The sequence below is a fragment of the Streptomyces prunicolor NBRC 13075 genome, assembly GCF_000367365.1.
In the GTDB taxonomy this organism is placed as follows: domain Bacteria; phylum Actinomycetota; class Actinomycetes; order Streptomycetales; family Streptomycetaceae; genus Streptomyces; species Streptomyces prunicolor.
Genome location: NZ_BARF01000062.1, coordinates 1 through 13,612 on the forward strand (window position 1 = coordinate 1; position 13,612 = coordinate 13,612).

The following is a 13,612-nucleotide window of genomic DNA, read 5'->3' on the forward strand; positions in this document are numbered from 1 at the left end:
CCGCGTGGGCGCGATCAGCCCCCACAAGCCGCAGACAAAACTCAACCCAGAAAGGCCCGCATGCGCACCGCCCGCTTCACCCTGGACCCTGCCTTCACGGTCGGCGAAGTCAACCCCCGCCTCTTCGGCTCCTTCGTAGAACACCTCGGCCGCTGCGTATACACCGGCATCTTCGAACCGACCCACCCCACCGCAGACGAACAGGGCATCCGCCAGGACGTCCTGGACCTGGTCCGCGAACTCGGCGTCACCACCATCCGCTACCCCGGCGGAAACTTCGTCTCCGGCTACAAGTGGGAGGACTCGGTAGGCCCCGCAGGGGATCGCCCCCGCCGCCTAGACCTGGCCTGGCGCTCGACGGAGTCCAACCGCTTCGGCCTCTCCGAGTACATCGCGTTCCTGAAGAAGCTGGGCCCCCAGGCAGAACCGATGATGGCGATCAACCTCGGCACCCGAGGCGTAGCCGAGGCCCTGGAACTCCAGGAGTACGCCAACCACCCCTCCGGCACGACCCTCTCCGAGCAGCGGATCACCCACGGCGACAAGGACCCCTTCGGCATCAGGGTCTGGTGTCTCGGCAACGAGATGGACGGCCCCTGGCAGACGGGCCACAAGACCGCCGAGGAGTACGGCAGGATCGCCGCCGAGACGGCCCGCGCGATGCGCCAGATCGACGCCGGTGTCGAACTGGTCGCCTGCGGCTCCTCCTCCCAGGCCATGCCGACCTTCGCCGAGTGGGAGTCGACGGTCCTCCAGGAGACGTACGACCTGGTCGACTACATCTCGCTGCACGCCTACTACCAGCCGACCGACGGTGACCTCGACTCCTTCATCGCCTCGGCCGTCGACATGGAGTCCTTCATCGAGAACGTGGTCGCGACCGCCGACCACGTGGGCGCCCGCCTCAAGTCGAAGAAGAAGATCAACCTCTCCTTCGACGAGTGGAACGTCTGGTACACGTCGGACTGGGAGGAGCAGGCGAAGAACGCGGACCCCGCCGACTGGCCGGAGGCCCCGCGCCTCCTGGAGGACAACTACAGCGTCATGGACGCGGTCGTCTTCGGCTCACTCCTGATCGCCCTGCTCCGGCACGCCGACCGCGTCACCGTCGCGTGCCTCGCCCAACTCGTCAACGTCATCGCGCCGATCATGACCGAGCCCGGCGGCCCGGCCTGGCGGCAGACGACGTTCTTCCCCTTCGCGCAGGCGTCGAAGCACGGCCGCGGCCAGGTCCTCGACGTCCGCGTCGACTCCCCGACCCACGAGACGCAGAAGCACGGCGAGGCCGACCTGTTGCACGCCACCGCCGTGCGCGGCGAGGACGGCTCGGTCACGGTGTTCGCCGTCAACCGCAGCCGCACCGAGTCCCTCCCGCTCGAAGTCGGCCTGAACGGCCTCGACTTGACGTCGGTCGTCGAGCACAGCGCCCTCGCGGACACCGACCCGGACGCCCGCAACACCCTGGCCGACCCGGAGCGGGTGGCCCCGCACGAGGTCGAGGGCACCACCCTCCAGGACGGCACCCTGACCGCCGTACTGGAGCCGCTGTCCTGGAACATGATCAGGATCAGCTGAACCGAAGCAGGAGCCTGAACCGAAGCGGGGTCAGCGGCCGGGCGAGGCCACCGGCGAGACCGGTACTCCTCCGGCCGCACTCCCCAACAGCGTCAGCCGTACGTCCTTCGGGCCCGCAGGTGTGGTGCCGTCGGACAGGACGGCCAGGGCGAGTGTGTTGGTGCCACGTGTGCGGAGGATCCCGTTCGGCAGCGCGAAGGTGTGCTGTGGGCCCACGTCGTTGATGTACTGGCCCATGTTCCAGCCGTTGAGGAAGATCTGGACGCGGTAGGCGCGCGCCGGGTCGTCGTCGAGGACGAGGCCGATCGAGGCGTCGATGTCGGTGTCCACGGCGAGCTGGAAGCTGGTCCGGTACCAGGCCACGCCTTGGCGCTTGTCGGCGCGGGGAAGGGTGACGGCTTCCCAGCCGCCGTCCCCGTATCCCGGCAGATGCCAGCCCTTCCGCTCGCCGTACAGCCCGCCGTTGTTCTGCGGCCCGCGCACGGGATCGGGTGAGGCCTCGCCCTGGAGGCGCCAACTCACCTTCGGGGAGGCGCCCTTGAAGGTCGCCGCCGTCAGGCCGCGGGCCACCTTGTGGGTGTCGAGGGCCTTGCCGTCCTGGTCGTGCTGCATCCGCCGCACCAGGACGGACAGGACATGCGGACCGGCCGCGCGCAGTTTCGCGGGCTTCTCCGGGACGGCGAGGGTCGCCTTCGCCGTCCAACTGCCCTGCCGCACACTGCTGGTGGTCGGCACCGGCATCCGGTGGGTGCCGAGCGGTTCCCCGTCGAGCCACGCCATCAGCAACCCCTGCGTACCCGTGCTGTAGGCGAGGGTCAGCGACTCAAGGTCGTCGGCCGTGCTCGTCGTGAACCGGCCCCGGTACCAGACGTCGCCGTAGTGGAAGCCGTAGTCGTCCGCGAAGAGCAGTGGCTGCCCGGAGGGGATGGCCGTCGTGCTGAACGTCGAAGTCTTGTTCGCCGCAGTCCACTTGGAGTCGTCGAAGGCGACCGCGGCCTCCTGGTTCTCCACCTTCCGCCGCCAGCCGTCGAGCGCGGGGAGCGGTACCGCGGGCACGCCGGGCAGCAGCGCGTCCGGGTTCGAGCGCAGGCTGCCCGCGTTGGTGACGGTCGCGGGCACGGGCCGCCCGTTCCAGGTGACGTCGGTGATGCCGCGCGGGCCCCACACCTCCACGCCGGTCTCGGCGATGGTGTCGCCGGTGAGCTGGGCGGTCGTACCGCTGATCGTGGCCCCGCGGAGCAGCGCGGGGCCGTAGACCAGGGCGGTGCCCGAGCCGGTCTCGTACGGCCACAGGCGTACGGAGGTGGCCTCGTCGGCGAAGAGCAGGACGAGGGGGTTGTCGACGCCGCCGGCCTGGACCAGGACCCGGGTCAGGCCGCCGATGCCGAGCGGGACGGTGACGTGCAGGAGACCGCGGTCCCACACCCACGCGGCCTGCTCGTCGAGCCGGGTCACCACCGGCTCCTCCGGGCACTCGACGACGACGTGGGCCATCTCGCCGCGCTTCCCGGCGAACACGGCGAGGTCCTGCCGGCCGGTGCTGAGGGACATCATCGGCGTGACCGTCGAGTACCTCAACTTGCGCCCGCCGAGGGCTAGTTGGGTGACCAGGAGGCGGGCGTCCTGGGCCGGGACGGTGACCTCGATGTCGTCGGTCGCGGTCGGCAGCGTCGAAGTGACCTCCTTCGTGCCGTCGTTGCGCAGGACGTAGACGTGGGCGCCGGTGTCGGCGTTGGTGAGGTGGTAGGTCTTCAGGCCGTCCACCGCGACGTCCGCCGCCTTGTCCAGCTTGGCGAAGTCGGGCACGGTCCGCAGCAGATGGCCGAGTTGGTGCATCGGCACGAGCTTGGCGGTCGCGTTGCGGCCCTCGTCGAAGGCGGCGCCGTAGTCGTACGACGTGTAGACGACCGGCGCCGGCAGCCAGCCCCACGAGGTGCCGCCGAAGGTCATGTAGACGTTGTGCAGGGTGAGTCCGTTGGCGAGGTTGGTGAGATAGAAACGCCGTTCGTACGCGGCGTCACGCGTCCGGCGCGACTCCGCGTACCCCTTGCCGTCGAACCACGACCCGCCCCACGGATCGAACCAGCCGCCGCCGAACTCCGGCACGAAACCAGGGGTCTTGGGGCTGGCGGTAGCCCCGCCCTTCGCCCCGCCGATCCCGAAGTGCCCCCAGTCCGGCGGCGGTTGGGACGGCGTCGGATACCCGTCGAAGCCGTACAGCCAACCGCCCGTGTCGGCACCGGTGTCGAAGGATCCGGGGGTCCAATAACCGTTGCGGCCCTTGTCGTTGTGGAACAGGGGGACGTCGATGCCGTCGGCGCGCACCTTCTTGTACAGGTGGGACATGTAGTCGCGGCCGGTCGGCTCGGTGACGTGGGCGTCGTACTCGTTCTCGATCTGGTAGAGCAGGACCGTGCCCGTGCCCTGGGTGAACAGGTGCTTGGAGACGATGGAGTTGACCTGCGTCAGCCACTCGTCGACGTGCGAGAGGTACGTCGGGTCGGCCGTCCTCGCGGTGCCCTTGGTGGCGGTCAGCCAGCCCGGGAAGCCGCCCGCGTCGATCTCCGCGTTGATGTACGGGCCGGGGCGCACGATGACGTAGAGGCCGGTCTCGGTGGCCATGCGCAGGAACAGGTCGAGGTCCCGGATGCCCGTGAAGTCGTAGTGGCCCTGGGCGGGGGAGTGGTAGTTCCACGAGACGTAGATGCTGACGGCGTTGTAGCCGAAGGCGCGCATCTTCTGCAGGACATCGCGCCACAGGGACGGACTCGGCAGCCGGAAGGGGTGCATCTCGCCCGACCACAGGACCAGGCGTCTGCCGTCGACGATCAGGGAGTAGCGGTCGTAGCCGATCGTGTGCGGCTGCCCGTCCGCGCCCGGTGGGGCGGGGGGCGGGCCGGTCGGCACGACGTGTGCGGCGTACGCGTCCTGGGGGGCGGCACTGCCGCCGCCCAGCGCGAGGCCGAGCGCGGCCGTCCCCGCGAGGGTGCTGAAGGTACGCCTGCTCAGCTCCACTGGAAGCTCCTCCCGGGTCCGGTCCGTCGGCGGCACGTGCGAAGCCATTTTCCGTGGTGGTCCAGGGAGGCTGTCGTGCGGGGCCATTCTCTACGCCAGAACGGACCACAATGGACGCATGAGGATCTCGGCACGGGCGGATTACGCGGTACGGGCGGTACTGGAGCTCGCCGTACGGGGTGACGACGGCCTTGTGCCGGACGGTCCGGTGAAGGCCGAGACCATCGCCACCGCGCAGGACATCCCGCACAAATTCCTGGAGGGAATTCTCGGCGACCTCCGGCGCGCCGGGATCGTCGACAGCCGGCGCGGCGGGGGCGGCGGCTACCGGCTGGCGCGCGCGGCCGGGGCGATCACGGTGGCGGACGTCATCCGCGCGGTGGACGGCCCGATCGTGTCCGTGCGCGGTGAACGTCCCACCGGCCTCTCCTACACCGGCACCGCCGAACCCCTCCTTCCATTGTGGATCGCGCTGCGCGCCAACGTCCGCAAGATCCTGGAGGGCGTCACGGTCGCGGACATCGCGGCGGACGCCCTCCCGGAACCGGTACGGCGGTTGGCCGCGGAACCGGCGGCCTGGGAGAACCCGTAGCACCGGCCGCCGCTCGGTGCGTGGGTCGGCCCGGCGGGTGGGTCAGCGGTTGGTGAGCCTGGCGCTGAAGGTCTTGCCGGTCTTGGTGACGGCCGACTGTATGAGCTGGTCCTTGACGACCTTCTTGCCGAAGGCCCGCACCTGAGGAGTGGCGGTCCAGACCGTGGAGCCGTTGGTGATGGCCCCCTTGGCGACGGCCTTCGGCTTGGACGCCTTGACCGCGATGGCGGCGTTGACGTTCTTCAGGGTGACCTTGGCGTGGGCGTTCTTGTTCTTGGCGTGGCCGCGCGTCTCGAAGCCGACCGTGACGGTCTCGGTGGTGACCGTGATGCCGTAGATCCGCTCGGAGACGGTGAAGTTCAGGGTGGCCGTCGCGACCTTGTCGCCGGCGATACGGGACGTGACATCGGTGACCAGCTGGACGTCCTGGTTGTAGCTGTTGACGATGTGCAGCCGGTGGCCGACGTTGCCCTTCACGGTGTTGCGGAGGGCGAGGTAGATCTTGCGGTCCTCCAGGTGAAGCAGGAACTTCTTGCGCTGGGCCGGAGTGAGCTTCTTGAACGCGGCGGAGGTCTCCCGGCCGCCCTTCGCCCAGTTCTTCTTCAGGTAGGCCTGGTAGCCGTCGACGGTGAGGTGCGCGGGCAGGACGGCGGCGGTGTGGGCGACGGGCGCGATGGGGGCGGCGGCGGTGACGGCCTGCGCGGCCGGGGCGAGCACGGCGACTGCCGTGGCAGTGGCGAGAGCGGCGATGGTGCCGCGGCTCAGGGTGCGGTTGATCATGGTGTCCCCGTTCGTTGCTGATGGTGGTGCTGATCGGCAACGACCCTAGGGATTCCGGCAGTTGGCGGACATTGTCTCTTGGGGCAATGCCCCTTGGTGAAGGGGAGGTGGGCGTTCCGTAAAGCCGTGGCCATGTCAGACCGGGCGGGTAGATTGGGCGGTGATCTTGGCTGCAACCGGACCACGGGGGTCTGCTGGGAAGAGCCGGGATCAAAGGAGGGGCGACATGGCCTCGAAGTTCGATACGGCATGTGCGTACTGGCGCACCGGAAGCAATCCGGAGCGGGGAACCTGGCGGCTGGACGCGCTGACGGTCCGTGAACGGCAGGTACTCCTGCTGCTCGGGACAGGCGTGGGCAATCGGGAACTGGCACGTGAACTGGGGATCGCGGAGCGCACCGTGAAGGCGCACGTCGCGAACATCGTGGACAAGACCGGGCAGCAGACACGGACACAGGCGGCGATCGTCGCCGCGCTGGCCCATGACGCCCTGTGCTCGGAGTCCGCGTGCACGCGCCATCCGGAGCGGGTTCCGGCCGGGCGGCAGGTGGCGTCCTCCGGCGGATAGGGGGACAGGGGGGCGCGGAGAAGTCACTCCGCGCCCGGAAGTCACCCGGTCTCGACGCAGTTCGATGTCTGCCGGATGGGGGCGACGATCCGGGACAGATCGACCAGTGCCGCGTCGGTCTGTCCCCCGCCCTCGAAGACGACCTGGGTCGCCGGGACCCGGCCGTAGGTGACGATCACTTTTCTGCCGCGCGTGGACTGGGCCGTGTCGATGACCCAGTCCACGCCGTCGACCGCGAAGCACGGGTCGCTGGTGGGGCCGGGCGGGGTGACTCCGCAGCGCAGCACGATGGCGCGGTCCCCCCAGACGGCGATCCCGGGAAGGCTGCTGTCGCGCCGGGCGAGGCCGCCGAGGGACGCGGGGGCGCTGGTGGCGATGCGATGGCAGTGCGGCGCGTTCGCGGACGCGGCGGGCCGGATGCCGGCCGCGGCGTCCGCGTCGGCGTTGACGAGGGTGTAGCCCGTCACGACGGTGCCGGCGAGCAGGGCGCAGCCGACCACGGTCAGGGCGAGTCGGTTCGGGCGGTTCCAGGGCATGCGCGCGGGTGCTCTTCTCGGGGCGAAAACGGTTGACTCCGACAGAACGTTAGGGCACCCGGGCGGCCGGATCCGAGGCGGCCCTGGCTCTTGCCCCTTTGTGCATCGCCCCTTTGGACACCTCCCCAACAGCCGTGGTGGCGGCGGAAGTTCGCGCCTACCTTCGGTCACTCAAGAAGATCGACTTGTTGAGGAGAAGCGATGCGCAAGACAGCCAGTGCCCTCACTCTCGCCGCGGTCGCGGCCGGGGCGATGGCCACGATGTCGGCTCCCGCCCAGGCCGCGACGCAGGCGGCGAACCCGTACGCGCACACCCGGTTGGAGCGGGTGTGGGCACCGAACGTGTGCCTGTCCATGGGCGGCAGCAAGAAGAACAACGCCCGGCTGGTCGTGGCCAAGTGCGGCAAGACCGACAAGACCTTCCGGTGGACCCTGAAGCGGCTGAGCGGCTCGGTGTTCACCATCAAGAACGACAAGTCCGGCAAGTGTCTGGCGGTGGACTCCGCCTCCCGGATCGTCCAGGCCACCTGCAAGCCCTCGTCGAAGAGCCACCAGTGGGCGCTCAACGGCTCGCGGATCATCAGCCGTTCGAAGAACAAGGCGATTGCCTCGAACTCCACCCGCGCGGGCTCGAAGCCGTACCTGGAGGCGTACCACTCCAGCGCGTCGAAGGCGGAGCGGGTGCGCCAGGAGTGGGGCCTCTCCTGAGGCGGCGGATTCCAGTCGTCGTAGCAACAGGTCCCACCACAACTCTCGTACCAAGAAGGGGTGTTCGCATGCAGTGGAGCCGATCCGTGCCGCGCGTGCTCGCGGTGACGGCGATTCCCGCTGTGCTCATGGTGTCCTCGCTGACGTCGGCCTCCGGCCAGGAGGCGACCGGGGCGACCGGGGCGTCCGGGGCGTCCGGGGCGTCCGTCGGCAAGGCCGTGTTCGTCCTCGACTCGGACAGCGGCCGGTTCGGCGGGACGCGGCAGGCCCTGACCTCGTCCTCGACCCGGGTGTCGACGGTCAGCAGCTACGTCGGGCAGGCGAGCGACAGTCAGATCCTCTCGGCCGGCGGGCAGAAGGTGATCGCCGACACCACGCTCGCGTCCTCCCCGGTGGCGGCGGAACGGGCCGCGTGGGCCGCCTCGTCGCGGTTCGTCGACCTGTCCTGGCCCGACCTGGGCGCGGGCCGGTACACGGTGTACCGCGACGGTGTGCGGATCGCGGACACGACCGGACACAGCCTCCGCGACACCGGTGTGACGGCGGGCGGCGAGGTCGACTACAAGATCACCGGTGAGGTCGGGGAGCTCGGCCACACCTGGGGTCTGACGGCGACGGTGCCCCGCTCCGACGACGCCGCCACGCTGGCGAAGACGGCGTCGCAGATCGAGGCGAAGGCGAAGAAGTACACCAGGACGACCGTGGTCTGGCGGTCGTTCATCCGGCAGAAGTGGGCCACCGTGCCGACCAAGCTCGGCTCGGTGTCGGGGTGCAAGTACACCAAGGGCTACAAGTACAAGGGGGACAACCGCAGCTTCTCCTCGAAGGTGACCGGCCCGTCGTTCCGTGCCGGCCTGCGGGGGGTCGTGTACTGGACGAAGTCGGCGTACGACCTCTTCCCGGAGACCGGCTGGACGCAGGTCTACAACGCCAAGACGGGCAAGTTCGTGGCCAAGCGGAAGGCCTCCACGAAGAAGATCGACTTCACCACGAAGACGCGCTTCGACGGCAAGACCCGTGCCGTGCACGGCCAGATCGAGGCCACCGACCCCTTCTGCCCGAAGACCGGCGCGAAGCGGGCCGGGATCGGCGTGTACTACGACGCGCGGCTCGCCCGCAACGGCGACTTCTACGTGTCGGGCAAGTACCGCCAGGCCCCGGACAGCGAGATGTACCTGTACGGGTACACCAGCGCGACCAAGCACTCCACGAAGGCCGTGCACCAGTCGAGGATGAAGAGCCTGCTGTGCCTGTCCCAGCCGATGTGCGAACTCGGCACCATCGGCAACAACGGCGGCTACTGACCCCGAGCCCGCTCGGCGGAGCACGGGGAGGACAATGATCGTGGGACGGCCGCTGTTGGGCGGCGGCCCGTCGACGAAAGGGGGAGTGACGTGACTGTCACCTGGCGCGGGGCCGTCCGCTACGCGCTCACCGTCGTTGTCCTGTCCTGGCTGATCGGCGCCGGCGTCGACCTGGTGTGGCAGGCCGCCACCGGTGGCCTCGGCGCATGGGCGTCCTTCTGGCTGAAGGACCCGGGGAACTGGGTCTTCCTGGTGTGCGGCACGGCGGTCCTGACGCTGGCCCGGCGACTGCTGGCGCCCCTGCCGCGCTGGCGCGTGGTCGTGGTCGACGGATCCGTGTACCTGCTGGCCCTGCTGCTCTGCGCCGGGCTGTCGGCGTGGGCCACGGGCGACGAGGCGCCGGCGGACGCGGCGTTCGTGGTGGCGATCTACGCCCTGTTCACCCTCCAGCTTCCCGCGGCCTGGGCGCTGGGCGCGTGGCGGTCCCGGGACCTGGAGGTCGTACTCAGCGCGGTCGCCGCCGGGGACACCCGCAGGGACGTGCGCGAGCGGTGACGACGACTCGACGCGCGTACGTGACCGTGGCCGCCGCGTGCGCGGTCCTCGCGGGCTGCTCCGCACCGGCCCCGATCAGCGACGCCAGCCCCGGGGATCCACTCACCCGGACCTTCAAGGAGGGGAAGCGTCCCGCCGTGGCGGATCTGGCCGGGACCTCGCTGGACGGCGACGCGATCCGGCTCTCCGACTATCGCGGCAAGGTGGTCCTGCTCAACGCCTGGGCGTCCTGGTGCGGTCCCTGCCGGGCGGAGGCGCCCGAGCTGAAGAAGGTCCAGCAGGAGTGGGGCGGGCGCGGACTGCGGGTGCTGGGGCTCGACAACGACGGGAACCGTTCCGCCGGTCTCGCGTTCCAGAAGGCCCACGACCTGGCCTATCCGTCCCTGCACGATCCGTCGAGCAAGCAGGCCCTGCGGCTGCCGCGCGGCCTGGTGAACACACAGGCGCTGCCGTACACGATCGTCATCGACCCGACCGGGAAGGTGGCGGCGACGCGGATGGGCGCGGTGACCCGCGACCAGCTCGCGAAGATCGTCGAGCCGCTGCTGCCCAAGTAGCGCTCCGGTATGCGTAGTTCTTTACGGACTACGGACTACGGACTACGGGTCGTTCGGGATAGGGGTTGTACGGGATACCGGCTGCCGCCTGGCGTACTCGGTCCGTGCCCATCGCCGGGAGAGGGCGCTGGCGCGGACCGAGTCCGAGTCCGCCGGAGGGCGGCAGCCGGTAGGGATGTGATCGGCGGATCCCGATCAGTACTTCCTGGTCATCTGCCTCCAGTTCAGCTTGTGCTGACGCCCACGGTCAGGGTGGCCGTGTAGCCGTCGGACACGCTCGTGCCGAGCGCGGTCAGGGTGAGCAGGCCGGACGCGGCGCCGCCCTCGTCGTAGATCGAGTCGTCGGCGAGCGCCGTCTCCGCCGTGGTGTTGTCCGAGTACGGCGAACTGGCCTGTATCTCCTCGTTGATGTCGGCGTCGAAGAACAGCTGGCCGGTGTGGACGACCGTGCCGCCGGTGTAGGTGCCGTCGGCGAGCGTCACGTCCGTGTGCACCCGCATATGGACGTGGACGGCGCGGGAGACGTAGTGCCCCGGCCAGATGGACGTGATGCTCGCCTGCCCGCTGGAGTCGGTCATCTGACCGCCGCGCAGGAAGGTGCCGTCGTCGTCCTCGGTGTGGCCGTTCTTGCCGACGTAGCCGGAGTACTCGCCGAGCGAGTCGCAGTGCCAGAGCTCGACCAGGGCGTCGGCGAGCGGCGCGCAGTCGTTGTCCTGGTCGACGACGGTGAAGGTGTACTGGACCTCGACGCCTTCCTTCTCCTCTCTGATGTCCTCGCGGATCAGGGCGCCGTCGAGCGAGTACGGGCCTTCGGTGACCTCCGCGGTGAGGGTGCAGACGCTGCTCGTGGCCGACGCGGACGCGTCGGTGGTCACGGTGGAGGTCGACGCGTCGGTGGTGGTCGTGGGGGTGTCGGCCGAGGCGAAGCCGGCCGCCGCGAGGCCGCCCGCCAGGGCCACGGTGCCGCCGCCGATCAGAACGCGGCGGCGCTGGACGCCCTTGTCCCGGCGGTGCCGGGCGGGCTGTTGGTCGAGCTGCTGGTCGTTCTCGTTGATTCCCGTCATGGCAAGGAAGCTAGGGCGGTACCTGAAGGATTCCTTAATGTGCGGCTGTGAAGGGCCTGGGGACGGAACGGTCAACGGCCGCTTATTTCAACAGAGTTCACACGCTGTGGAGAGAATGTGAAAGACGCGTCTGTGAATGGCCTGAGTTCGCGCTGACCGCTTCCTGTGGGGCTCCCTACGATGCGAGCGCGCCGTCGGTCTTCACAGGAACTTCATTGGTTCTTCAAAGACTTGGGGCGCAGCCACCCCCCAACCCCAAGGAGAAACCATGCCTGGTGGGCTCCTCCTGAGCGGCGCCGTCGCCGCTCTTCTCACCACCGTGCTGCCCGCGCAGCACTCGTCCTCACCCGTGTTCGACGACCCGCCCCCGGACAAGATCGTCATCAACGTCGCCACGGTGAACGGCTCGGGCTGCCCGCAGGGCACGACGGCGGTCGCCGTCTCCGAGGACAACACCGCCTTCACGGTGACCTACAGCGCGTACCTCGCCCAGGTCGGCGGCAACTCCGACCCCACGGCGTTCCGCAAGAACTGCCAGCTCAACCTGGTCGTCCACGTCCCGCAGGGCTTCACGTACGCCATCGCGAGCGCCGACTACCGGGGCTTCGCCTCGCTCCAGCGCGGCGCGAGCGGTGCGCAGAAGGCCTCGTACTACTTCCAGGGTTCGTCGAACACCACGAGCAAGAACCACCCCTTCAGTGGCCCCTACGACGACAACTGGCAAGCGAACGACACCACGGAGGTGGCCCAACTCGTCTGGGCGCCCTGCGGAGTTCAGCGCAACTTCAACATCAACACGGAGCTGCGGGTCAGCGCCGGTTCCTCGTCGTCCAGTGCGGTCAGCTTCATGACGATGGACTCGACGGACGGCGACATCAGCACGGTGTACCACATGGCGTGGGAGCACTGCCCGGGTTCCTGACGTGCGGTGCTGTGAGGTGACATGAGGAAGGGGTGGCCCGTCTCGCACCGCGGGCCACCCCTTCGGCTCAGCTCTGCTGGACGCCGAGGGTCAGCGTGCCCGTGTAGCCCGCGGAGGTCGAACCCGTGACGGTCATGAGGCCGGACGCGGCGCCTGCGTCGTCGTAGATCGAGTCCTGGGCGAGGGTGGTGCGGGTGACCGTGTTGGTCGAGTACGGGGAGATCTTGGCGACGGCCGTGGTGATGGTCTCGTCGATGAAGAGCTGGCCCGTGTGGAGTTCGCTGCCGCCGGTGAACGAGCCGTCCGAGGTGAGCGTGACGCCGGTGTGCACCTTGACGTGGATGTGGATGCAGCGGCCGCGGTACCAGCCCGGGTAGATCGTGGTGATGCTCGCGAGACCGCTGGAGTCGGTCAGGACGCCACCGCGCAGGAAGGTGCCGTCGTCCGGTTCGCTGTGGCCGTTCTGGCCGACGTAGCCGGAGTACTCGCCGAGCGCGTCACTGTGCCAGATCTCGACGAGCGCGTTGGGGATGACGGCGCAGGTGCTGTCGTCCACGACCGTGAGGGCGAGTTTGAGCGCGATGCCGGCCTTGCCTTCGGTGACGTCGGCGCGGACCAGGGCGCCGTCGAGGTAGTAGGGACCTTCGGTCATCTCCTTGGTGAGGGTGCAGACTGCCGCCGCCGCTGCGGGAGTCGTGTCCGCGGCGGTGGTGGTCGTGGGGGATGAGGGAGCGGCGGCGCCCACGGCCAGTACGGCGGCGGTGGTGCCGGTGGCGATCAGGACGGTACGGCGTCCGACCGGGGTGGGGGTGGCTCCGTTGTTGTCTGTCATGAACACGGCACCTTAGGAGCGGAAGCTGTCGCCAGGCTGTGCGAATCGCAAAGTGATGGTCCGTCAAGTCAATTGCAAGACAGGCGAGTTACGGCGCTGTCACCGGTCGCGCTATGACGGCTGCTGCCGGTCGCGCTACGACGGTTGCTGTCGGCGCCCGCCCTCCGTGAGCTCGGCGAGTTCGGCGAGCGTCGCCGCGATGGCCGGCAGGAGGTCGGCCGGGATGTGGTCGAGGACCCGGCGCCGGGCGCTGGCGAGGTGGGAGGGCTGGGCCGCGTGCATGGCGCGCAGCCCGGCGTCGGCGAGATCGCCCTGGAGAGCGCGGAGGCCGGCGGCATGATGCAACTGGCCGCAGACCAGGACGAGTTGGTCACCAGCGCCAAGGCCCACCGCCTGCTGGGCTGGACCCCGCGCCACACCTCGTTCACGGACGCGCCCACCCGGCACTACCTCGCCTGGAAGGCGGCTCGGCCCGTCAGTACTCGGTAACCGAAGAGCATGGGCGAGGTCCACCACGACCTCCCCGAAAGCGGCCCCGCGCCACCCAACACCCTGAACACGCCCGCCAGTTGATCACCGACGCCGCTGTGATGCTCTGCCCGTC

15 protein-coding genes are annotated in these 13,612 nt (G+C 69.4%); 9 read left to right on the forward strand and 6 right to left on the reverse strand.

What is annotated here, in order from left to right:
• The first annotated feature begins 60 nt into the window (after nucleotides 1-60).
• A complete protein-coding gene (gene arfA, locus SPR02S_RS27760) occupies nucleotides 61-1,575 on the forward strand; it encodes an arabinosylfuranosidase ArfA (RefSeq protein ID WP_019060282.1) in 1,515 nt (504 codons plus the stop codon).
• A gap of 30 nt (nucleotides 1,576-1,605) precedes the next feature.
• Here the strand turns inward: arfA and SPR02S_RS27765 are convergent, their stop codons facing one another.
• The gene (locus SPR02S_RS27765; RefSeq protein WP_019060283.1) at nucleotides 1,606-4,590 is read right to left on the reverse strand and encodes a glycoside hydrolase family 35 protein; all 2,985 of its coding nucleotides are present in this window, start codon (nucleotides 4,588-4,590) and stop codon (nucleotides 1,606-1,608) included.
• A gap of 118 nt (nucleotides 4,591-4,708) precedes the next feature.
• Here SPR02S_RS27765 and SPR02S_RS27770 point away from each other — a divergent pair, with 118 nt between their 5' ends.
• Nucleotides 4,709-5,182: an RrF2 family transcriptional regulator gene (locus tag SPR02S_RS27770; protein WP_019060284.1), complete on the forward strand. Its 474-nt coding sequence runs from the start codon at nucleotides 4,709-4,711 to the stop codon at nucleotides 5,180-5,182.
• A 42-nt stretch (nucleotides 5,183-5,224) separates the two neighbouring features.
• On the opposite strand, the gene SPR02S_RS27775 is transcribed toward SPR02S_RS27770, so the two are convergent.
• A complete protein-coding gene (locus SPR02S_RS27775; RefSeq protein ID WP_019060285.1) occupies nucleotides 5,225-5,962 on the reverse strand; it encodes a hypothetical protein in 738 nt (245 codons plus the stop codon).
• A gap of 226 nt (nucleotides 5,963-6,188) precedes the next feature.
• On the opposite strand from SPR02S_RS27775, the gene SPR02S_RS56505 reads away from it, so the two are divergent.
• Nucleotides 6,189-6,530 carry a LuxR C-terminal-related transcriptional regulator gene (locus tag SPR02S_RS56505; RefSeq protein ID WP_019060286.1) on the forward strand — a complete coding sequence of 114 codons (342 nt, stop codon included), beginning with the start codon at nucleotides 6,189-6,191 and terminating at the stop codon, nucleotides 6,528-6,530.
• 41 nt (nucleotides 6,531-6,571) lie between these two features.
• Here the strand turns inward: SPR02S_RS56505 and SPR02S_RS56510 are convergent, their stop codons facing one another.
• The gene (locus tag SPR02S_RS56510; protein WP_019060287.1) at nucleotides 6,572-7,066 is read right to left on the reverse strand and encodes a DUF3515 family protein; all 495 of its coding nucleotides are present in this window, start codon (nucleotides 7,064-7,066) and stop codon (nucleotides 6,572-6,574) included.
• Nucleotides 7,067-7,267: 201 nt separating this feature from the next.
• Between SPR02S_RS56510 and SPR02S_RS27790 the strand changes: the two genes are divergently transcribed.
• From SPR02S_RS27790 to SPR02S_RS27805, 4 genes are all read left to right on the forward strand, one after another.
• Nucleotides 7,268-7,774 carry an RICIN domain-containing protein gene (locus SPR02S_RS27790; protein ID WP_019060288.1) on the forward strand — a complete coding sequence of 169 codons (507 nt, stop codon included), beginning with the start codon at nucleotides 7,268-7,270 and terminating at the stop codon, nucleotides 7,772-7,774.
• Between the two features lie 68 nt (nucleotides 7,775-7,842).
• A complete protein-coding gene (locus SPR02S_RS27795; RefSeq protein WP_043258544.1) occupies nucleotides 7,843-9,078 on the forward strand; it encodes a hypothetical protein in 1,236 nt (411 codons plus the stop codon).
• Between the two features lie 90 nt (nucleotides 9,079-9,168).
• Nucleotides 9,169-9,633 (forward strand): hypothetical protein, encoded by a 465-nt coding sequence (locus tag SPR02S_RS27800; RefSeq protein ID WP_019060290.1) that lies wholly within the window; start codon nucleotides 9,169-9,171, stop codon nucleotides 9,631-9,633.
• Nucleotides 9,630-10,190 carry a TlpA family protein disulfide reductase gene (locus tag SPR02S_RS27805; protein WP_019060291.1) on the forward strand — a complete coding sequence of 187 codons (561 nt, stop codon included), beginning with the start codon at nucleotides 9,630-9,632 and terminating at the stop codon, nucleotides 10,188-10,190. The genes SPR02S_RS27800 and SPR02S_RS27805 overlap by 4 nt, the downstream gene beginning before the upstream one ends.
• A 224-nt stretch (nucleotides 10,191-10,414) precedes the next feature.
• Here SPR02S_RS27805 and SPR02S_RS27810 read toward each other — a convergent pair whose 3' ends face one another.
• A complete protein-coding gene (locus tag SPR02S_RS27810; protein WP_019060292.1) occupies nucleotides 10,415-11,254 on the reverse strand; it encodes an intradiol ring-cleavage dioxygenase in 840 nt (279 codons plus the stop codon).
• A gap of 268 nt (nucleotides 11,255-11,522) precedes the next feature.
• Between SPR02S_RS27810 and SPR02S_RS27815 the strand changes: the two genes are divergently transcribed.
• On the forward strand, nucleotides 11,523-12,176 hold the full coding sequence (locus SPR02S_RS27815) for a DUF4360 domain-containing protein (protein WP_019060293.1): 654 nt from the start codon (nucleotides 11,523-11,525) through the stop codon (nucleotides 12,174-12,176).
• 67 nt (nucleotides 12,177-12,243) lie between these two features.
• Here the strand turns inward: SPR02S_RS27815 and SPR02S_RS27820 are convergent, their stop codons facing one another.
• Both SPR02S_RS27820 and SPR02S_RS63275 read right to left on the reverse strand, forming a co-directional pair.
• Nucleotides 12,244-13,008: an intradiol ring-cleavage dioxygenase gene (locus SPR02S_RS27820; protein ID WP_019060294.1), complete on the reverse strand. Its 765-nt coding sequence runs from the start codon at nucleotides 13,006-13,008 to the stop codon at nucleotides 12,244-12,246.
• Between the two features lie 135 nt (nucleotides 13,009-13,143).
• Nucleotides 13,144-13,290 carry a hypothetical protein gene (locus SPR02S_RS63275; protein ID WP_019060295.1) on the reverse strand — a complete coding sequence of 49 codons (147 nt, stop codon included), beginning with the start codon at nucleotides 13,288-13,290 and terminating at the stop codon, nucleotides 13,144-13,146.
• Here SPR02S_RS63275 and SPR02S_RS27830 point away from each other — a divergent pair.
• Nucleotides 13,285-13,497 carry a hypothetical protein gene (locus SPR02S_RS27830; protein WP_019060296.1) on the forward strand — a complete coding sequence of 71 codons (213 nt, stop codon included), beginning with the start codon at nucleotides 13,285-13,287 and terminating at the stop codon, nucleotides 13,495-13,497. The two genes, SPR02S_RS63275 and SPR02S_RS27830, sit on opposite strands and share 6 nt — an antisense overlap.
• Nucleotides 13,498-13,612 lie beyond the last annotated feature (115 nt).

Excerpts from the sequence above, each read along its gene's own strand:
- arfA (WP_019060282.1), top strand. The coding sequence starts at position 61 with ATGCGCACCGCCCGCTTCACCCTGGACCCTGCCTTCACGGTCGGCGAA.
- SPR02S_RS27770 (WP_019060284.1), top strand. The coding sequence starts at position 4,709 with ATGAGGATCTCGGCACGGGCGGATTACGCGGTACGGGCGGTACTGGAG.
- SPR02S_RS27775 (WP_019060285.1), bottom strand. The coding sequence starts at position 5,962 with ATGATCAACCGCACCCTGAGCCGCGGCACCATCGCCGCTCTCGCCACT.
- SPR02S_RS56505 (WP_019060286.1), top strand. The coding sequence starts at position 6,189 with ATGGCCTCGAAGTTCGATACGGCATGTGCGTACTGGCGCACCGGAAGC.
- SPR02S_RS56510 (WP_019060287.1), bottom strand. The coding sequence starts at position 7,066 with ATGCCCTGGAACCGCCCGAACCGACTCGCCCTGACCGTGGTCGGCTGC.
- SPR02S_RS27790 (WP_019060288.1), top strand. The coding sequence starts at position 7,268 with ATGCGCAAGACAGCCAGTGCCCTCACTCTCGCCGCGGTCGCGGCCGGG.
- SPR02S_RS27795 (WP_043258544.1), top strand. The coding sequence starts at position 7,843 with ATGCAGTGGAGCCGATCCGTGCCGCGCGTGCTCGCGGTGACGGCGATT.
- SPR02S_RS27810 (WP_019060292.1), bottom strand. The coding sequence starts at position 11,254 with ATGACGGGAATCAACGAGAACGACCAGCAGCTCGACCAACAGCCCGCC.
- SPR02S_RS27815 (WP_019060293.1), top strand. The coding sequence starts at position 11,523 with ATGCCTGGTGGGCTCCTCCTGAGCGGCGCCGTCGCCGCTCTTCTCACC.
- SPR02S_RS27820 (WP_019060294.1), bottom strand. The coding sequence starts at position 13,008 with ATGACAGACAACAACGGAGCCACCCCCACCCCGGTCGGACGCCGTACC.
- SPR02S_RS63275 (WP_019060295.1), bottom strand. The coding sequence starts at position 13,290 with ATGCACGCGGCCCAGCCCTCCCACCTCGCCAGCGCCCGGCGCCGGGTC.